The sequence below is a fragment of the Niabella yanshanensis genome, from assembly GCF_034424215.1.
In the GTDB taxonomy this organism is placed as follows: Bacteria; Bacteroidota; Bacteroidia; order Chitinophagales; family Chitinophagaceae; genus Niabella; species Niabella yanshanensis.
The window spans coordinates 909,993-928,308 of the sequence record NZ_CP139960.1 but is presented as its reverse complement, the minus strand read 5'-3'; the positions used below and the strand labels follow the sequence as shown (position 1 = coordinate 928,308).

Genomic DNA, 18,316 nt, shown 5'->3' with positions numbered 1-18,316 from the left:
AAATAAAAATACTCAAAAGGATCTGATGGAAATATTGGTGATTAATGCGGGCAGTTCTTCTTTAAAGTACCAGCTTATTAATGTGGAAACCGGCGGCGTATTGGCTAAGGGACTTGCTGAACGTATAGGTATGGACGGAAGCAATATCGTTCACTCCTGGACTAAAAACGGAAACGAAAATAAAAAAGAAATATGCCTCGATCTGCCCGATCACACAGTGGCTTTCAATACCATTTCAGACTTGCTGGTGAGTGAAGAAACCGGTGTTATTCAGCAGAGGGAAGATATTAAAGCCATAGGACATAGAGTAGTGCATGGTGGCGAGCATTACACCCAAACGCAGATCGTTACCAGCGAGGTAAAAGAGGCCATCAAAGAATTGATTCCTTTAGCGCCTTTGCATAATCCGGCCAATCTTATAGGTATTAATGCGGCAGAGAAAGCCTTTCCCAATGCTACCCAGGTAGCAGTATTTGATACGGCGTTTCATCATACGATGCCCGAAAAAGCTTTTCGTTATGCCATACCCGAAAAATATTACCGGGAAGACAGGATTCGAACCTATGGCTTTCATGGAACCAGTCACAAATATGTATATGAACAGGCTTCAAAACACCTGGATAAAACCGATCTGAAAGCCATTACTATACACCTGGGTAATGGTGCCAGTATGTGTGCCATTAATGAAAAAGGGGAGAGCGTAGAAACCAGCATGGGCTTTGGTCCGCTGGCCGGACTGATCATGGGTACCCGTAGCGGCGATATCGATCCCTCGATCATTTTTCACATGGCCGAAGAAATGAATATGTCGCTGGAGGAAATCAAAAATGTGTTGAATAAGCAAAGTGGCATGCTGGGGATCACCGGCAGTAATGATGCAAGGGATGTCAGCAAGCTGTACCATGAAGGAGACAAACATGCCATTCTTTGCTATGAAATGTACACCCATCGCATCAAAAAATATATAGGGGCCTATACGGCGGTTTTAAACGGGGTAGATACCATAATATTTACCGCCGGCATAGGAGAGAATGACGCGCTAACCAGGCAGCTTTCCTGCAGTAATCTGTCAGGATTAGGCATTGTGATCAACGAGGCCGCTAATATTTCAAAAAATCATCCCAAACAACCGGTAGAAATCCAGGCGGAAAATAGCCCGGTAAAGATATTAGTTATACCAACAAATGAGGAGCTGGAAATTGCTTTACAGACATGGGAGGTGGTAAGGTAGCATGACGGTTGGAGGCTGTTTGGTTCAGGATGACAATTACCCATGCCGTCGTTTCGTCCGAAGGACTCCTTTGGAGAGCGAGTGACTCAGGTTCGAAGAACTCCTTCGGAGAACGAGCCGAGAAACCTCTACTATTAGTCAAATCCGCTCCGTAACGCTATATCCCTCCACCACGTTCTTTGCATGAATTTCGGTCTGGATGACTGTAACGGGAGGCCTTTGCTCAATATAATAACCTATAAATATCATTATACACTTCGTCGTTAAGAAATTCCCTGTCAGGGTTCTTAGTTGAGATCAGCGCTTCTTTCTTTTCCCTCCTCCATTTCTTTATTTGTTTTTCTCTCGCGATAGCTGTTACTATATTATCGAACCATTCGTAGTAGATGAGGAAGCAAACATTATATTGATCAGTAAAGCTACCCGGCTTTTCATGATGCTCGTGTTCCCATATTCGTCTCCTTAAGTTAGCTGTAACGCCGGTGTAAAGCACGGTGAGTCTTTTATTGGTTAGGATATAGATAAAGCCGCCTTTGTCCATATTGGTAATTTACAAAATTATCGGGACTTAATTTAATTCACGATGGATGACCACCCATGCCGTCGTTTCGACTAAGCGACGTAGGAGCGCACGGAGAAACCTCTACGTGTAGCCGAATCCCCCTCCGTAACTCGAGATCCCTCCGCTACGCTGCGCTTCGGTCGGGATGACGGTAAAAAAAGCCGAATCCCGCTCCGTAACATGAAATACCTCCCCGCCCGAACCGGCACGGGCATTCCGCTTCGCTCCGGAGAGCTTGCCGAATCGCAAAAAATCCCCCTTTTAAAGGATATGCTGCCAACCCCCAACTCTCCATATTTGTACCCTAAACTTTTACACTGATCAATTGAATAAAACCAAAATTATGAAAACAAGATCCCTCCGTACGGGCTCCCTATTCTTCGCTTTACTACTGTTAAGCATGGCAATGTCCTGCCAAAAAACAGACACGCCCGATCCTGATGAAACACCTATCGATCTTTCGCAGGTGGCCCTGGCTATTACGCCTAACGGAACGGCAAAAGGGAGTGCATATACCCGCAGTAGCCTGGCGCTGCCCTGTTGCGGCCAGTTGGTAGCGTGGGAATAGGCAGCGGCCCGCATAACTATTTAACTAACGAATCGAAAAAGGCTATAAGGGCAATGCTGATACTGACCTTAGTGTCGGCCTGAGCCCGACGAAGGCTTCTTCTTTCTGCCCCACCAGATATAGAAACCGGTGATGGGCAGGCCTGCGGCAATAAAGCTTACCAGGAAGGCAAGTATACGACCAGGCCAACCGAGGATGAGGCCGGTATGGATATCGAAGTTCATATTACGGAGCTGATCGCCGGGCAGGCGGTCTTTAAACCGGTTGAGCCAAAGGTTTTTGCCGGTTTGCTGGTCGTAATAAAAGCCGGTCCATTTATAATTTTTGTTGAAGGATTGGGCATAGCCATAGACGCTTTCACTTTTAGTGGCGGGTACGCTGATATAATAGGTTTTTTCATTGGGGGCCTGCCGCTGCATGTGCGCGAGTATATGATCATACACTGCTGCATGTGGTGTGGCAGTGCTGTCTGATTGAAAGGTTGGCCAGTCCGGCGTATGCTTGCCGCCATTTGCCAGCCACTGCACACTGCTATCGAACCAGGTAAAAGCCCATACCAAACCGGTAAGGGCAATAAGCAGCGCGAAGAGCAGGGCGTAAAAGCCGAGTATATTATGCAGGTCGTAGTTTTTGCGTTTCCATTTGGTGGTGGCTTTCCACTTAAAAGAAAACCGTTGCCGGGCAGCAGCTTTGTTCCTGGGCCACCATAACACCAGCCCGGTAATCAACATCACAATAAAAATAACCGTGGCCCAGCCTACGATCTTTTCGCCGGTACCGGCCAGCATAAGATCATAATGCAGGCTAAACACCAGGTAAAAGAACTCGTATTTCGTATCTTCCACATACACCACTTTTGCGGTGTAGGGGTTTACATAAACCGTTTTATAGGCTTTGATATGGCTGAACATATTCCAGCCCTGCTCATTGGTTTGATATACGCCTACCTGCACATTTCTGCCGGGTTCGTAGTAGCGGATATTGTCGGGCCGGTACTCGGAGCCGAGCGCTGCTGCCGCCACATTAAGTAACTGGCTGGCAGGCTGCATAGGCTGGTTGTGGGGTGGAGGGGTAAATATGCGTTGATGATAAAACAGGTCTTTGAGCTCATATTCAAAAGCCAGTATACAACCGGTAATGCCGAGTATAAAAACAACCAGCCCGGACGAAAGTCCGAGCCAGAAGTGTATTTTGCCAATGGCTTTTTTTGCCTTCAACCCTTAGAATTTGAAGGTGAAATTGGCCACGAAATTGCGGGTGGGATTGGGCGCTCCCCAGAAGCCCCAGCTTCTTTGATTGCCGATATTATTGAACTTTAAACCTACTCTCCATTTATCATTTTCATAAAACGCGCTGGCGTTTACGATATGATAAGCGGGTAGCAGGAAGAGATTGGTATCATCAAAATACGCATCAGATACATAGTTGCCACCGGCACCCAGTCCGAAGTTTTTAAGCTTGCCTGATTGAAACTGGTAGTTGAACCAGTAGTTGGCCAGGTGGGTAGGAGAGTTGGAAACTTTATTGTTCTCCATGCCTTCGGTATTGATGATGCGGTTGTCGTTATAACCATAGCCGAGTATGGTGGTAAGTCCTGCAACGGGATTGGCGGTAAAGTCGAACTCGATACCCTTGCTTACCTGTCTGCCATCCTGGAAAGCAAAGAAGTCAGAAGTGTAACGAATGGCATTATTGATGTCGATATAATAATAACTCAATGTGGTATTGATCTTTTTATCCAGCAACTCAGCTTTGGCGCCACCTTCATACTGCACCGCATAAATAGGTTTTACCATAAACTGGGAGCCATCAGGCTGACTAACCGGCGGGTAGTTCTGAAAACCGTTCATATAGCTGGCAAACAGCGATACCTTGTCTTTGATCACCTGGTAAACCAATCCTAGTTTAGGAGATAAGGAGCCCTGTGTATACGGACTGGCCCAGGGACCTTTGGAGCGGGCATCCATATAATCGTACCGCAGGCTGAGCATGGCATAGAGGCGGTCGCTAAAATTGATCACGTCTGATACATAGGCGGCATACGTAATGTTTTTTAAAGTGCCCCAATCCATAAGCGAACCCGGAACCAGTGCGCTGTCCACCAAAGTACGGTCTACTTTGCCGGGGCTGGTGGCAGATAATCTGCGGATAACTCCCGTGCCGCCACTTTGTCCATAGCCGGCTGCTTGTGTAAAGTTGAGTCCCGCCAGGAAAGTATGTTTTAAAGAGCCGGTTTTAAAGCTGCCGTTAAAGTTTTGCTGGAAGTTGGTATAGGTATTACTTACGGGTCCGTATTTGGATACATCGATGGCAACGCTGTCGCGGCTGTACCAAACCGGATAGTCCTGGTAGCTGCGTTCTACATATTCGTTTACAAAAGCCAGGGCGGTGGTGGAGGTCCAGTTATCATTGATCTGGTATTTGGCTTCTCCAAAGAATTTGCTGCCCGTGCTTTTGGCATCCAGGTCGTTGCTTAATAAAGATCTTTTATAATCCAGGGGCAGATCGGCATAAGAGCGGAAGCCGGCTGCTTCATCAATACGGGTATAGCTGGGTTGTACGGAATTGACGCTGTAGATCTCTGCATCGATGAGTATGTTTAAGCGATCGGTTGCTTTATACAAAAGGCTGGGCGCAAAGATGGCGCTGTTATAAAAGCCACGCTCATTATAGCTGTCTTGTTTTTGAATAGCGCCATTGGCCCTGAAGAGCAGGGTTTTGTCGCTGTTTAAAGGTGCATTGATATCGGTGCTGATACGTCCGAGGTTAAAGCTACCTAAAGAAAGATCCACCTGCCCTTTAAAAGTTTCAAATGGTTTTTTGGTAACCAGGTTCACCACGCCCCCAAAGGAGGAAATACCCCCTCCAAACAAAGTGCCCGAAGGACCTTTAATAAATTCGATTCGCTCGATATTGGCAATATCGGCACTGGAGCGGCCGGTGGTGGATTGCATGCCGTTGCGGGCATTCACATCCGTAGAAAAACCCCTCGACAAAGCGCCGATACCACCACTGGGATATAAAATAGGATTGACACCCGGTGCATTGCTGAAGGCATCGGTAATGGCAATAATATTTTGTTGCTTGATGAGCTCTTTGCCTACAATATTATATACCTGCGGATTCTCAAGGTTGCGGATAGGCATACGGGCGATCATATCCGAAGCCTTATTGGTAACGCTATGAGAAGAGGATTGTACTACCACTTCCTGCAGTTCTTCGCGGCTTTCCGTAAGCCTGAAATCGGCCGTGGTGGCTTGTCCGGCGGTTACCGTTATCTGAGTTTGTTGGCTCACCAATCCGGTAAAGCTGGCGATGATGGTATAAGTACCTGCGGGAACTTTATTGATGGTATACTTCCCGGCGGCATTAACCGTGGCGCCTCTGTTGGTTTTTTCGAGGGTGATATTAACGAGCTCAGCCGGTTTGCCATCGGAAGTGGTAACATTACCGGTGATCGTTCCTGTTTGTGCGTTGATGAGGGTGACAATGCTTAATACTGCCAGTAGAAAGAGGAGTTTGCGCATGGATATTGGTTTATTGAGGCGCAAATGTAGGAGGGAGGTTGGTGCACCTGTTTACGAGATACGATATTGGGTTTACGAGATCGGGAAAAATTACGCTCGTCATTTCGAGCCAGTGATGCAGGAGCGATTCGCTCTCCGAAGGAGCTCTTAGAGCCTTTGGAGAGCGAATCGAGAAATCTCTACGTAATGTCGATCCAAAATATACTGTCACTTTGCCCAAAGGACTCCTTATCAGAACCCGGCGAAGAGTTGTTTTAATGTATAAAATGGCCTGCGATCGATAGCAATAAGAGTAGAACGATTACAGTTTCAAAGATGAAAGATGGTTTAGTTGCCAAAGTATCTGGACAGGATGCTTTGATATATTGATCACGGACGCTACTCATTTCAGGCTAAATTCCCGATGCCATCGGCGAATTTAAACTGAAAGACGGCAGAGTGGCGGCTATAATCATTAACCAGAATGGTGTTTTTGAGTGGATCAAAATTAAATAAAGGTGAACGTTTAAGAGTTTCTGGGTAATTGGTAATTCTCAATCATTTTTTCGTCAGTATGAGGCGATTAATTCGCCTAATTGCCTCATATTTTGCCTATATTTGAGGCAATTAATTTTAATAATTGCCTCATGCACTATAATTGGCAACTTCCTGACTGGGCGAATTTCACATATGATGATACTGTGATAGACCCTTTGATAACTGAGTTTGCCCTTGAAACGGGCGAACTAAAGGGCTTGCTGGCCGCTCAACCGGCTGACATACAGCAAGATACTATTCTTCAGTTTATGATTACGGAAGCGCTAAAAACTTCTGAAATTGAGGGTGAGTTTTTTAGCAGGCAGGATATTATGTCGTCCCTTAAAAAGCAATTGGGCATTGCGGATAATATTAATTACATAAAAGATAAAAAGTCGCAGGGAATTGCAGCTTTGCTAGTAAATGCAAGGAAGTCTTTCCAGGATAAGTTGACGGAGCTGGCATTAAAAAGCTGGCACCACGACCTCATGAAAGGGAATGCGTATATCAATGCAGGCGTGTACAGAACCGGTAAAGAACCTATGCAGATTATTTCAGGAGCTTTCGGTAAAGAGGTGGGTCATTTCGAAGCGCCCCCTTCAAATGAGGTAGCGGGCGAAATGAAAAAGTTTGTGAAATGGTATAACAATTTTGAAACTTCGGGAAATGATATCAGGAATATTTTTATCAAGACCTCTATATCTCATTTATATTTTGAAAGTATACATCCTTTTGAAGATGGAAACGGAAGGATAGGAAGGGCCGTTGCTGAAAAATGCTTATCACAATCTCTGGGAAGGCCAGTTCTGATGAGTCTCTCAAGTACAATTGAAAAAGACAGAAAGAAGTATTATAACGCCCTTAAATATGCTCAGCGAACATTAGATGTAACTGAGTGGATATTATACTTTTCTAAAGTTATTCTTGAATCTCAGAAAAACGCAAAACATGTGGTTCTATTCACAATAGGTAAGGCTAAATTTCTGGACACCCATAAGCATCAATTGAATGAACGGCAGCTAAAGGCGATAATGAAAATGTTTGATGTAGGTATTGCAAAGTTTGAAGGTGGAATGACTTCTCAAAAGTATGTTTCAATTACTAAAGCATCGAGAGCTACTGCTACAAGAGACCTGCAAGACCTGGTGTATAAGCATATTCTCATACAAAAGGGAGAGGGTAGAAGTGTGAGGTATGATCTGAATATGTAAAATGAACGCTCCCGTTGTGGCCAGGTAACAGTTCTTTTATTTTCGTCCACTCTTCCTGGTCAATCGATACTTTCCCATCTGTTTTGTACAAAATTCTATCAATGTTTACTTGTCTGGCTAGTTCAACTAAAGGTTAATATGATTTAAGTTCCAAATACAACCCAATAATATTATCTTAGAACCCAATTATTAAATACCCCTAACGAGTATTCACATCAGCAAATGAAAAATAGACGCGACTTTATAAAGAATGCGGCAGTAGTATCTACGGCATTTATGATTGTACCCCGCCATGTATTGGGCGGCAAAGGTTTTGTAGCGCCTAGCGATAAGCTGCAGGTAGCCAGCATTGGTGTTGGCGGAAGAGGCAGCGCGAATACCAACAGCATTGGAGCCCATGCCAAAGTTGATATGGCTTTTTTATGCGACGTAGACGATCAGCGTGCTGCGGGCAGCGTAACCAAATTCCCGAAGGCAAAATATTATAAGGATTACCGGGAAATGCTGGACAAGGAACAAAAAAATATAGATGCGGTGGCGATATCCTCACCCGATCATCAGCATACCATTCAATGCCTGGCCGCTATGCAGCTGGGCAAGCATGTATATGTAGAGAAACCTGTGGCGCATGATATATGGGAAGCAAGGGTATTGACCCATGCTGCCAAACGTTACAAAGTGGTGACCCAAATGGGGAACCAGGGAGCATCGGATGATGGACCAAGATTAGCCAAAGAATGGTTTGAAGCGGGACTGGTGGGCGATATTCATACTGTGTATTGCTGGACGGACCGGCCCGTTTGGCCACAGGGTATTGCCTGGCCCAAACAAACGGCTGCAGTGCCTAAGCACCTGGACTGGGATCTCTGGTTGGGTACGGCTCCTCAAAAGGATTATATCGATAAGCTGGTTCCTTTTAACTGGCGGGGATGGTGGGATTATGGAACCGGTGCTTTGGGAGATATGGGCTGTCATATGCTGGAAGTACCTTTCAGCGTGTTGGGTCTGCAATATGTACAGGATGTGGAAGCCAGCGTGGGTACTGTATATGTAGATGAATTTAAACGGGGTTATTTCCCGGAAGCTTGTCCGCCTTCGAGCCATGCTACGCTTACTTTCCCTAAAACTGCTAAGACAAAAGGTCCGATTAAGTTGCATTGGATGGACGGCGGCATTCAGCCCACGCGCCCGGAAGAGCTGGGAGCCAATGATATGTTTGGTGATGGTGGAAACGGCATTTTGATGATAGGTACAAAAGGTAAAATGCTATTTGATACCTATGGGCAAAAGGCAAGGTTGCTACCGCTTTCTTTAAATGAAAAAGCAAAAAAAGTAAAACAACGCTATCCACGTGTAGCAGGTGGGGCGGGCGGCCACCAGGCGCAATGGGTGGATGCCTGTATTGCAGGTTATGGTAAAAAGGAAGTAAGCTCGCCCTTTGAAATTGCCGGTCCGTTAACAGAAGCTTTATTAATGGCCAACCTGGCTATTCGGGGTGCAGATTTACGGATCGACAATAAATACCCGGCACGCAACCTGAAATTATTATGGGATAAAAATGCCATGCGGGTGACTAACTTTGACGCCGTGAACCAGTTTGTAAAAAGAACCTACAGGCCCGGTTGGGAAGTAAATTATCAATTATAAAATCTAAATAATGAAACGTACGTTAATAATGGGCAGTCTGTTTGCCTTATTGCTGGTTGGTCTCAACGCAGCCGCACAGAAGAAAGGAAAATGGGTTACACTGTTTGATGGGAAAACAATGAAGGGATGGAGAGGCTATAATATGACCGGTATTCCCAATGCCTGGACCATTGAAGATGGTGCCTTAAAGATCAATGCGAGATCGGCCACCACTAATGAGCGTGGGGACCTGTTGTTTGATCAAAAGTTTAAAAATTTTGAGCTGCAGCTGATGTATAAAGTAGATAAGGGCGCCAACAGCGGCATTCTATACCTGGCGCAGGAATTACCGGGCAAAAGGGTATACCAGTCTGCTCCTGAGTTCCAGGTGCTCGATAATGAAAATCACCCCGATGCTAAAGCCGGTAAAAATGGTAATCGCAAGTCGGCGTCGTTATACGATATGATTCCGGCTACCCCGCAGGTGGATAAAGGTTTTGGTCAGTGGAATGAAGCCCGCATCATTATTAAAGATGGCCATGTGCAACATTTCTTGAACGGTAAGAAAGTGGTAGAATATACTTTGTGGAACGAAGATTGGAAAAACATGGTATTAAATAGCAAGTTTAAAGACTGGGCTGATTTTATGAATGCAGGCGGAGAGTCGCGCTCTGGTTTTATCGCCCTGCAGGATCATGGTAATAATGTTTGGTTTAAAAATATTAAGTTGAGAGAATTGTGATCTTGTTGGCAGTGTTGGTAACGAGATAATAAAAATGTCAAACTATTTCGCCCGTTCGTAGCTGAACGGGCTTTTTCTTACCGGAATGAAAGGAAAGATACACCTGGTATAGCGATGTTGGATGCATATGTCGCCCCTATGGGGCTTAAATCCGAACATTAAATGACATGCCACCAATATGTGGTCCCTATGGGACCATACTGTCGCACCCATGGACCTAAATCCAATTCAATGGCATGTTACTAATATTGCGTCCTTATGGGACCGGGCAATGTAACGGGTTGAGATTTTATAAACCAGCTCTTTAATGATCGATGCTTTATGTTAACGGTGTTTTGCTTCATGGCATAAGGCGCAAGTTGTATTCCATGAAAGAACGATGTGTAGCTATATGTTGGGTGTATAGGTAGTAGTCCCGAAGGGACGCTATATGGGTAATAGTATCCTCAAAAACATCGGTAAGCCCTGTAGGGGCGACATATATAAGTGTTTTAAAGTTGATAATTGTTCAACGAGAAGGCGCTGCATCATTAAATACAATAAACCATCCCAGGCTATCGAGCTGGCTCTTGGAGAATTTTCTCTTCAGGGTGATGGGGTCCTTCAATGCTGCTGATAAATCGGAATAAACATTAGCTTTGTTACTACAGTCGTAGAATAGCAGGTATAAGCTGCTATCGCGTGTTTTCTGGACGAGTTGAGAACTGCTCGGTACTCTTCTTACCGGAGAACCTGTTTCCAGCGAGGATATGTATCCACCCGCCGATAGGGTAATTAATGAATGTTTAGAATTGTAGGCAACCGTACTGTAACAGATCTGTCGGTTGGTATTATTATAAATTTTGACCTTATCCGGCCTATAGTGGCTACATCCAGGAAACAGTAAGGTAATAAAAAAATAGTTGCTCATGTAGTTAAAGTGACATCAAGAGCTATTTTTTACCCATCTTCTATAGCAGTATTTAATTATCATTTTATGCATCCGATAAATTCAAATAGTAAATAAGGCGATCTCTTTTTTGTCTTGGCTTTTAATAGCATCATATAAATACTGGTCATAGCCTCCTGGTTTAAAGCCGTATTTTTCATAAAACCGGCATGCGGTAACATTGGTGTTTTGGGTTTCAAGACGGATAGTGCTTAAGCCTATTTCAGCAGGCTTCAGGCAGGAGATGAGCAGATTAGGGATTAACTGGATATGACTACTTATAGCTACACTATGCAAGTAAGTGTTGTTCTACCCCTTCAACCAATTTGTATTTTGATAGTAAAACATTCAGCAATAACATAGTTGCTACACTGGGTTGTTCTTTTATTCTCGCGTCTTAGCAACCCTGTGGTTAAGCAATTGTATAAATTATGGAGATATAGTGTAACTCTTACTTCTAATCTGTAGCCTCATTCCTCCTGGTCGAATGGAAAACCTAACAGCTTTTCAGGGCTTACATCCAGTCCCTTAGCCAGCTCAAACAAGGTCGATAGCTTGATATTAAACCTGCCATGCTCGATCTTTGATATCTTGCTTTCATCTATGAAGCAATTGTAAGACAATTGAAGCAATGAAATTTTTTTTGAATCCCTAATTTTTCGAAGATTTTCACCAAAAGCCAGGTTTAGTTTTTGAATTTCCTCCTTATCCATTTTGCCATATAATTTTTGGCCAAACAAGGTGTCAATTATTTGAAAAAAATCACGGTCATTTACGACCGTTTTGTGTTCTCAATATCTTTAATTTAACCTTGTATTAAACGGGCTGTGCTCAATTAATTGCGTAATCGTTGAAAAATACCAAAAGTAAATATGTTAGCGCTCTTCTGTGTGAAATACTTCGTGTGCGCTATCCTGAAATAGATTTTTTAGTTGGAAAGTTATAATGCTACAATTGGCTTTGCTACAAGTTTATAGCAGTAGCAAAGTAGTATTAAATGATGCTACTTTATTATAGCAATCAGTGTTTGTCTTTTCTTTGTAGTTTTTGATGCATATCCATTGCAACCTGCTGTCTAGTGATCAGCATTGCGAGCCTGTAAGTGCATGCATATTCGCCGGACGGATTGCAGACGTCAAATGCATGCAGCATTTGTTCTTCCAGATTACTAAGTATCTTCCATTCACGGCTGCCTACCTCAGTTTGCTGGATCAGTAGCTGAATTAAATTCAATTTATGCTCCATTTGGCGAAAGCGCTCTCTGGCTTCTGCTATTTCCATGCTGAGGCGAACAGCCTGAGCCGCTGCCTTTTTAGCGTGTTTATGCAGCATGTCCTGAGCGCGTTTGCGGTGCTTTTGTTGCAGGGCCAATAACTTCCGGCAAGGTGCTGTTCTTTTTTTTCAACCTCATTGAATAACAACTGAATTCGCGACAACTTCTCAAGCGTTTTTGCAGGGAGGCTGCGCAGCCCTTTGTCGTATAGTGAAATGAGAGCCCGGCTGACGCCCAAGATAATGGCAAGCTCTTCCTGGGTAAAACCCATGTTTTGACGGATATTTTTCATGGTTTAAAAGTTAACTTAACAATATATTTCGGGAATATTAGCGCTTTACTGGTTCATAAACAGTCTGGAAATATATTATAAAAAAAATACCTTTCCTATACCACTAATGATATAGGAAATAGTATTTTAATGGCATTATTTGCGGCTTCAACAAAATTTATAGAAATGTCTCATTTTATTTCATTACAAAACGCATCAGAAATGACGGCTCGTTACAGGGCACATCGCTTACAGATTACAATACCAGGACAGCAGGGTATCGAACCGTTTGCTCTGAGTGAAACTTTTGATAGATCTGCAATAGATACGCTGTTAGTGCAACCTGGCTGTACCAGCTTACGAATATATTATGGTATGGATGAGGATTTGAACGTTCATGCCATATTGGTTGCTTCCGACGAAGATAACGCGGACATCCTGGGGTCTGTAAATCCATGGGCACAGGAGGAACAATCCGTTATCGTGGAAATGGCTAACAGGTGCCCGCCACTTTGCCCCCAGCCAAGCGAGCTTAACCAATAAATAAAAACGAAGTATATTGTTTTTACTTAACGCTATATTAAGCCTACTTATTGGCATTCCTGCAGTAGCAGGCTGGATCAGATATTCAAAAATACAGCCTGCATTTTACCCTTTTATATGGTGGCTGTCTTCAGGCTTTGTTACGGAAATTTTAAGTATATGGGCTAGCTACCGCTTCTTTAATAACACTGCGGTTAACAATTTGTATACTATGGTAGCGCCTGTTTTTATAGTGTATTTCCTCCATCAATGGAATAGAAGGTTTATACCATCGTCTGTTTGCATATTAGTGACGCTCGTATCTTTAAGTGTTTTTGCTAGTCTGTGGATGTATTATAATACGCTGGAGCGTTTTTATTCCCCGTTGGTAATCGCTAACGCAACAATGGTAGTATTGGCGAGTGCCCATTTTTTTTACAGGCATTTGAGTAATAGTATTTGTTATATACAAAGGGATGCTCCGTCGCTAATCTGCCTGGGTATTATTGTACTCCACATTTTCATAATTTTTACAGAATGTTTTTTAATATGGGCTCAGTCAACCAACGCTATTTATGCATTTTGTATTCCAGTTATTTATTCTGTCATCAACGTAATTGTTAATGTCATTTTTTTAATTGCTGTTCTATGCACACCTTTACAGATCCAGTATTTTTTACGGCGATCCTCACAGCTATAAGCCTTGGAGCTATTCTAAGTTTCCTTTGCTGGATCGTATTTAATGCCCAACGCCGTTTTTTTATACAGCGGCAAAAAGTTTGCACCCGCGAATTGGATACTTTAAGACAGGAGCGACTACGCATAGCCAGGGATTTACATGACGAGTTGGGACCTACGCTACAGTTAGTGTATAGGCAAGTAGCTGCTATCGCTCATCAAAACAGCGGGCAAAAAGAGTTAGCTGTATCTGCACGAAACTTGCTGGAAGTTAGTATTCGCCGGGTGGGAGAGATATCAAAGAACATGGAAGACCATCGAATTATAAAAAATGGTTTGAAGCAGAGTATTGAAAGATATATTTCTCAACATAGCATGGCTTGCCAACTATATTTCCAGTTTCATTATCAACTGACAAAAGAACCTCCACCTCTTATTGTTAGTAGTTTGTATCGTATACTGTTGGAGTTGATCAATAATACTATCAGGCATGCAGAGGCTACCATATCCATCATAAATTTTAGGGAGCAACGAAATACTCTCTATTTCTACTATGCAGACAATGGCAATGGCTTTCATCCCTCTTTGTTGAAGGAAGGGGAAGGGAGCGGCCTAAGCAATTTACAATATAGGGTGTCATTGTTGGGAGGCTTGCTGGAAACGAAAACAATCAACGGGGCATCGTTTTTAGTAAGCATTCCGCTTCATTAGCCATCCACTCCACTAAACCGTTTGTATAACATGAGAAACAATTTACCTAAACGCATACTTGTTGCGGATGATCATTTTTGTAGTTTAGAAGGCCTCAAACTAGCACTAACTAATTTACCAAATCTAATTATTTGCGGCGAAGCTACTGATGGCCAACAATTAGTTGAAAAATGCTCAGAACTGTTACCGGATGTGGTCATAACTGATCTAAAGATGCCTAAACTTACAGGAATGGAGGCTGTCTCCATTCTGCAAAATGTACACCCCGAAATTAAGGTGCTTGCCTGGACTCAATATATGGATGCGGATTTATTCCGACAGACAATGAAAGCCGGTGCAAAGGGCTTCTTGTATAAAAGTGCGAAAGAAGTTGAAATAGTGGATGCAATAGACACAGTACTTAGAGGAAATATATACTATTGTGAGTATACTAACGACCTGATTGCTCAAATGGTTGTGCAGGGAGCATTAGATCATACACCCAAGCCGTTGCCAGCCGGTTTTTTTGCTGCTCACGAGCGGGAAGTACTATGTTTAATATGCCAGGAATATAAAACTACCGAAATAGCGAGAAAATTATCACTGTCACCCAATACAGTAAATAAATACCGGGCTAACCTAAAATTTAAAATAGGTACCGACCGGTTTGCAGGCCTGGTGACTTTTGCGGTGGATTATGGCATTCTTAAACCGGAAGACATACCCAGTAAAAATATAGTACCAAGTAGCAAGCGCTAACGGCCCACCCGGAAGGAAACCTATAATTGTTAATACAAACACCTAATATGAATCCGCCATTTCTATTTGAACCTCCACAACATTGGAGGTTTTCAATATTAGATTCTAACTGGCTTCCGGAAGGGCAGTTCTTTTGCCTTGCAGATGCACATATTATCGGCAAACGATGGGGAGTAAACGGCGACCAGTATCTTTATCATCAGCTTCAGGAAGTGCAGGGCATCACAATGGGAATTGTGAGCATACAGGTAAAACAGTTCTCTTTAATGAGAATGCGATGCTTAACAGACAGTTGTTTTCTGCTCTATGTGTTGAAAGGTTTTTCTTTTGTACATCTGGCAGGTTACGGTATGCTTAACCTGTTTTCTAAAACGTATAGTTTACAGTACGTTACGGCAGACGATCATCAATTACTTTTAGCGCCGGGGTTGTATCATTACCTTTATATTCTTCCAGGCCCTTTATTGTCTTTTCTTATACAGGGGCATACCGCTGCTGCTCGCATGGCTGGCTACCTGAATGAACTTTATGATAAGTCTTACATTTCCGCTCAACTGCCTCTTTCAAATCAGATTTATAATCTCTTAATTGAGTTATCTTTTATAGAGAATAATACGGTTAAAATGGCGCATAAACTCCGCGCTATCCTAAGCGATCTGATCTTATGTTTTCATCAGCAAACCTCTAATCCCATAGTTTTAAAAACGACAGCCGACTTACATGCTTCAATGGCTTTATTTACTGCTAATCATTTGCGATGGCCAGTGCCAGCTATTATTTCAGCACTCTGTAACAACTTTTTTATGCAACCATCAACTCTAAGACAACATTGGTTACGCTTTGCAGGGTGTACGCCCAGGAAAAGTTTGCGGCAGTTACGACTTTATCAGGCAGTATATTTATTGGTAGTTGAGAAAATGAACGTGACGGCAACTGCAGATTACCTCGGATTTCCTCATGCTACACATTTTAGTGCCCAGTTTTTAGAACAATATAAAGTAACTCCTTCGCATGCCGCTAGTCTGGTTGCTATCTAATCGCGCCTGACGTTCAAATATCCTGTAGACCCTGAAGTCTCTCCAGTTTTTCATTTCACCGTCTTTTATTGCCCTTGCTGCTCCATTATTTTTAAGCACAAAAGAATTGTATGATTTTTCACCGTTGCTATTTGTGGATTGCCCGTGCTGTAGCTACAAAAGACCATTGTGGCCGTTCGGGCTTCTTACAGGGAAAGGGTATACGGCTTTAAAGCAAGTATACCCCGTATGCATATCGTATCAATGCAAAATGACTAATTTTTTAATAACGTTTAAATAAAAACAACCATTATGAATATTAACTCTACTACGCAGAAATTAAAATGGACACTTTCTGCCTTCGCAGTTTTGTCCGCCGTTGTCATTGTATTTGCGTTTACCCCCAAAAAGGTGGAAACTTCAAAAGCTGCATTCAACAACAAGGCTGTATTTGCTGATATGACTTTTAAGTACCGGGATAGTACCTATAGCAAAACAGATGTCGAAGATCGTAGTAACTGGAGCCTGGTTGATCCCTCAGAAGCCTGCGTACAGGAAAGCGATGATGCGCCATGCTCTTTCACTATCTCGGTGCCAACCGGGCAGGAGTCGCAATACCTAAATGGTAGTGAACCTTCCTCCAAAGTATTGATTGAAGCGGCCAAAAATACCAATAGTAATAATTATTACGTATCTCAGGTGCAACAGGATGTTTCAGGTGTGCCTACAACTATTACGCATTCAAAAAGTAATATTATACCTTAAGGCTGATCTTTTTTTATTGCCGGTAGTTATGCTACCGGCTTTTTATGGCTCGTTTTGTTCTATTCCTGTTTGTTCTATTACATCTTCAGGAATGGGTAGCGCATAATAATTAGCATTGGGTAGCAATTCAAATAATTCTCCGCCCGCCAATCTTCTTTGCACTATATTTCTTCCTTCTTTGTTTAAGCGCTTTATATCACTAAATCGTATACCCCGGTATACTAATTCCTTTCTTCGCTCTTCCAGTATATGGTTTAACAACAGTTCCGGATCGTTTAGTTGTACGGGTACAAAGGATGCTTTTGCATATCGATAGCTCATTAACTTGTTAAGGTCAGCGTTAGCTTGTGCAAGGCCGGCTGTACCGAGGCGTGCAGCTGTTTCTGCTCTTACCAGGTACATCTCATCTGTGGCTAATCCTGTAAAAGGGATAGTACTTTGTGCATAACTGCCTTTAAAACGCTGGTATCCTCCTGACAGGTAGAAGTATGCTGTTCGGCGTAGATCATTTGTTGCGTAGGATTTGTATAATAGAGTGTCTGCTCTTGACCTTGCGGGTGCTACCAGGGCATAAACGCCGCCGGTCCCCATTTCACTGTAAAAAATAGTTTCTTTATTGAATCTTTTAAACAGGTTGGTAGCTGTCAGGTTGCCTACTTCAGGATCTCCGTTATAATCCATTAAACTATTTTGAATGTTTAAAGCTAAATTCGAGTAGTGATAAGCGCTGTCATACTCCCGCATAGATAAGTACGTTCGGGCAAGTAAAGCAAACGCTGCTACTTTGGATGGCCTGAATACATGTTGGGGTAACTCCGGCAGGTGTGTAATGGCCATTTTTGTGTCTGTAAGAATTTGTTGGAAAGTTTCTTCTGTGGTGGCGCGCTGGGATCGCACGTTAAAATCAGAACTTAACCTTATAACAATCCCTTTGTCCTGCGATGCGGTCGTGCGGTCATACGCTTTAGAATAAATCCAACTTAACATTAAAAAGTAATAGGAGCGATAGAATAGCGCACTACCATATACGTTATTCCATTGGCGGGTATTCGCTTCATTCTTTTCAATTTTTAAAAGTTGTTCCAGGCAATAGTTGGTATTGTACACAGGGGTGTAGGCAACTGACCAATCGTTTGGAAAGAGAAAGTTATATGCTTGCCAGCGATATACAAATGGTGTAGGGCCACTTAAAGTTCTTAACGTTGCTTCAGGTACAAAAATATCGTCGGCTGAAGCTTCTCCAAAAGATGGAGTAGTACCTATGTTCATAGTTTCATTAGCATCGTCTAGCAGGGCCTGCAGGTCTTCTATAGTTTGTGGGGTAACAAAAGCGTTATTTTGTTTTTTATCCAGAAACTTTTTACAGGATGTTACACCGGTGAAGGTTAATGAAAGTACCATCAGAATTAACAAACGGTTCATATAGTAAAG

General features: G+C 43.0%; 19 protein-coding genes. 10 read left to right on the top strand and 9 right to left on the bottom strand.

The genetic code is table 11. The features are described 5' to 3' along the window. The first annotated feature begins 25 nt into the window (after positions 1 to 25). Positions 26 to 1,231: an acetate/propionate family kinase gene (locus U0035_RS03495; protein WP_114792954.1), complete on the top strand. Its 1,206-nt coding sequence runs from the start codon at positions 26 to 28 to the stop codon at positions 1,229 to 1,231. 223 nt (positions 1,232 to 1,454) lie between these two features. Here U0035_RS03495 and U0035_RS03490 read toward each other — a convergent pair whose 3' ends face one another. Beyond that, positions 1,455 to 1,772: a GIY-YIG nuclease family protein gene (locus tag U0035_RS03490; RefSeq protein WP_114792953.1), complete on the bottom strand. Its 318-nt coding sequence runs from the start codon at positions 1,770 to 1,772 to the stop codon at positions 1,455 to 1,457. Between the two features lie 364 nt (positions 1,773 to 2,136). On the opposite strand from U0035_RS03490, the gene U0035_RS03485 reads away from it, so the two are divergent. Continuing rightward, positions 2,137 to 2,361, top strand: coding sequence for a hypothetical protein (locus U0035_RS03485; protein WP_114792952.1), 225 nt, complete (start codon positions 2,137 to 2,139; stop codon positions 2,359 to 2,361). Between the two features lie 68 nt (positions 2,362 to 2,429). On the opposite strand, the gene U0035_RS03480 is transcribed toward U0035_RS03485, so the two are convergent. Both U0035_RS03480 and U0035_RS03475 read right to left on the bottom strand, forming a co-directional pair. Then, a complete protein-coding gene (locus U0035_RS03480; RefSeq protein WP_114792951.1) occupies positions 2,430 to 3,578 on the bottom strand; it encodes a PepSY-associated TM helix domain-containing protein in 1,149 nt (382 codons plus the stop codon). Between the two features lie 3 nt (positions 3,579 to 3,581). Next, positions 3,582 to 5,888, bottom strand: a complete 2,307-nt coding sequence (locus U0035_RS03475) for a TonB-dependent receptor (protein WP_114792950.1) — start codon at positions 5,886 to 5,888, stop codon at positions 3,582 to 3,584. 626 nt (positions 5,889 to 6,514) lie between these two features. Between U0035_RS03475 and U0035_RS03470 the strand changes: the two genes are divergently transcribed. The 3 genes from U0035_RS03470 to U0035_RS03460 all read left to right on the top strand — a co-directional run bounded on the left by U0035_RS03470 (position 6,515) and on the right by U0035_RS03460 (position 9,983). Continuing rightward, positions 6,515 to 7,615 carry a Fic family protein gene (locus tag U0035_RS03470; protein ID WP_114792949.1) on the top strand — a complete coding sequence of 367 codons (1,101 nt, stop codon included), beginning with the start codon at positions 6,515 to 6,517 and terminating at the stop codon, positions 7,613 to 7,615. 222 nt (positions 7,616 to 7,837) lie between these two features. Beyond that, entirely contained in the window at positions 7,838 to 9,262 is a 1,425-nt protein-coding gene (locus U0035_RS03465; RefSeq protein WP_114792948.1) for a Gfo/Idh/MocA family protein, read from the top strand. Positions 9,263 to 9,272: 10 nt separating this feature from the next. Next, positions 9,273 to 9,983, top strand: a complete 711-nt coding sequence (locus tag U0035_RS03460) for a 3-keto-disaccharide hydrolase (protein WP_114792947.1) — start codon at positions 9,273 to 9,275, stop codon at positions 9,981 to 9,983. Positions 9,984 to 10,491: 508 nt separating this feature from the next. Here U0035_RS03460 and U0035_RS03455 read toward each other — a convergent pair. The 5 genes from U0035_RS03455 to U0035_RS03435 form a co-directional block, all read right to left on the bottom strand. After that, positions 10,492 to 10,893 carry a hypothetical protein gene (locus U0035_RS03455; protein ID WP_114792946.1) on the bottom strand — a complete coding sequence of 134 codons (402 nt, stop codon included), beginning with the start codon at positions 10,891 to 10,893 and terminating at the stop codon, positions 10,492 to 10,494. Positions 10,894 to 10,974: 81 nt separating this feature from the next. After that, entirely contained in the window at positions 10,975 to 11,208 is a 234-nt protein-coding gene (locus U0035_RS03450) for an N-acetyltransferase (protein ID WP_114792945.1), read from the bottom strand. Positions 11,209 to 11,381: 173 nt separating this feature from the next. Further along, the gene (locus tag U0035_RS03445; protein ID WP_114792968.1) at positions 11,382 to 11,624 is read right to left on the bottom strand and encodes a helix-turn-helix domain-containing protein; all 243 of its coding nucleotides are present in this window, start codon (positions 11,622 to 11,624) and stop codon (positions 11,382 to 11,384) included. Between the two features lie 307 nt (positions 11,625 to 11,931). After that, complete coding sequence (locus U0035_RS03440; protein WP_162818009.1) at positions 11,932 to 12,243, bottom strand: hypothetical protein; 312 nt, start codon at positions 12,241 to 12,243, stop codon at positions 11,932 to 11,934. Beyond that, positions 12,183 to 12,476 carry a helix-turn-helix domain-containing protein gene (locus U0035_RS03435; protein ID WP_114792943.1) on the bottom strand — a complete coding sequence of 98 codons (294 nt, stop codon included), beginning with the start codon at positions 12,474 to 12,476 and terminating at the stop codon, positions 12,183 to 12,185. The genes U0035_RS03440 and U0035_RS03435 overlap by 61 nt, the downstream gene beginning before the upstream one ends. A gap of 165 nt (positions 12,477 to 12,641) precedes the next feature. On the opposite strand from U0035_RS03435, the gene U0035_RS03430 reads away from it, so the two are divergent. From U0035_RS03430 to U0035_RS03410, 5 genes are all read left to right on the top strand, one after another. Beyond that, the gene (locus tag U0035_RS03430; RefSeq protein ID WP_114792942.1) at positions 12,642 to 12,998 is read left to right on the top strand and encodes a hypothetical protein; all 357 of its coding nucleotides are present in this window, start codon (positions 12,642 to 12,644) and stop codon (positions 12,996 to 12,998) included. Between the two features lie 627 nt (positions 12,999 to 13,625). Then, positions 13,626 to 14,366, top strand: a complete 741-nt coding sequence (locus U0035_RS03425) for a sensor histidine kinase (protein WP_114792941.1) — start codon at positions 13,626 to 13,628, stop codon at positions 14,364 to 14,366. A gap of 30 nt (positions 14,367 to 14,396) precedes the next feature. Continuing rightward, complete coding sequence (locus U0035_RS03420; RefSeq protein WP_114792940.1) at positions 14,397 to 15,104, top strand: response regulator transcription factor; 708 nt, start codon at positions 14,397 to 14,399, stop codon at positions 15,102 to 15,104. 47 nt (positions 15,105 to 15,151) lie between these two features. Beyond that, the gene (locus U0035_RS03415; protein WP_114792939.1) at positions 15,152 to 16,141 is read left to right on the top strand and encodes a helix-turn-helix domain-containing protein; all 990 of its coding nucleotides are present in this window, start codon (positions 15,152 to 15,154) and stop codon (positions 16,139 to 16,141) included. 291 nt (positions 16,142 to 16,432) lie between these two features. Then, positions 16,433 to 16,885 (top strand): hypothetical protein, encoded by a 453-nt coding sequence (locus U0035_RS03410; protein ID WP_114792938.1) that lies wholly within the window; start codon positions 16,433 to 16,435, stop codon positions 16,883 to 16,885. A 42-nt stretch (positions 16,886 to 16,927) separates the two neighbouring features. On the opposite strand, the gene U0035_RS03405 is transcribed toward U0035_RS03410, so the two are convergent. Next, the gene (locus U0035_RS03405; RefSeq protein ID WP_114792937.1) at positions 16,928 to 18,307 is read right to left on the bottom strand and encodes a RagB/SusD family nutrient uptake outer membrane protein; all 1,380 of its coding nucleotides are present in this window, start codon (positions 18,305 to 18,307) and stop codon (positions 16,928 to 16,930) included. Positions 18,308 to 18,316: the final 9 nt, after the last annotated feature.

Bases quoted from the DNA above. Each gene is read 5' to 3' on its own strand.
- U0035_RS03425 (WP_114792941.1), top strand. From the start codon at position 13,626: ATGCACACCTTTACAGATCCAGTATTTTTTACGGCGATCCTCACAGCT.
- U0035_RS03495 (WP_114792954.1), top strand. From the start codon at position 26: ATGGAAATATTGGTGATTAATGCGGGCAGTTCTTCTTTAAAGTACCAG.
- U0035_RS03445 (WP_114792968.1), bottom strand. From the start codon at position 11,624: ATGGATAAGGAGGAAATTCAAAAACTAAACCTGGCTTTTGGTGAAAAT.
- U0035_RS03435 (WP_114792943.1), bottom strand. From the start codon at position 12,476: ATGAAAAATATCCGTCAAAACATGGGTTTTACCCAGGAAGAGCTTGCC.
- U0035_RS03490 (WP_114792953.1), bottom strand. From the start codon at position 1,772: ATGGACAAAGGCGGCTTTATCTATATCCTAACCAATAAAAGACTCACC.
- U0035_RS03410 (WP_114792938.1), top strand. From the start codon at position 16,433: ATGAATATTAACTCTACTACGCAGAAATTAAAATGGACACTTTCTGCC.
- U0035_RS03420 (WP_114792940.1), top strand. From the start codon at position 14,397: ATGAGAAACAATTTACCTAAACGCATACTTGTTGCGGATGATCATTTT.
- U0035_RS03470 (WP_114792949.1), top strand. From the start codon at position 6,515: ATGCACTATAATTGGCAACTTCCTGACTGGGCGAATTTCACATATGAT.
- U0035_RS03465 (WP_114792948.1), top strand. From the start codon at position 7,838: ATGAAAAATAGACGCGACTTTATAAAGAATGCGGCAGTAGTATCTACG.
- U0035_RS03485 (WP_114792952.1), top strand. From the start codon at position 2,137: ATGAAAACAAGATCCCTCCGTACGGGCTCCCTATTCTTCGCTTTACTA.
- U0035_RS03440 (WP_162818009.1), bottom strand. From the start codon at position 12,243: ATGCTGCATAAACACGCTAAAAAGGCAGCGGCTCAGGCTGTTCGCCTC.
- U0035_RS03475 (WP_114792950.1), bottom strand. From the start codon at position 5,888: ATGCGCAAACTCCTCTTTCTACTGGCAGTATTAAGCATTGTCACCCTC.
- U0035_RS03405 (WP_114792937.1), bottom strand. From the start codon at position 18,307: ATGAACCGTTTGTTAATTCTGATGGTACTTTCATTAACCTTCACCGGT.
- U0035_RS03415 (WP_114792939.1), top strand. From the start codon at position 15,152: ATGAATCCGCCATTTCTATTTGAACCTCCACAACATTGGAGGTTTTCA.
- U0035_RS03460 (WP_114792947.1), top strand. From the start codon at position 9,273: ATGAAACGTACGTTAATAATGGGCAGTCTGTTTGCCTTATTGCTGGTT.
- U0035_RS03455 (WP_114792946.1), bottom strand. From the start codon at position 10,893: ATGAGCAACTATTTTTTTATTACCTTACTGTTTCCTGGATGTAGCCAC.
- U0035_RS03430 (WP_114792942.1), top strand. From the start codon at position 12,642: ATGTCTCATTTTATTTCATTACAAAACGCATCAGAAATGACGGCTCGT.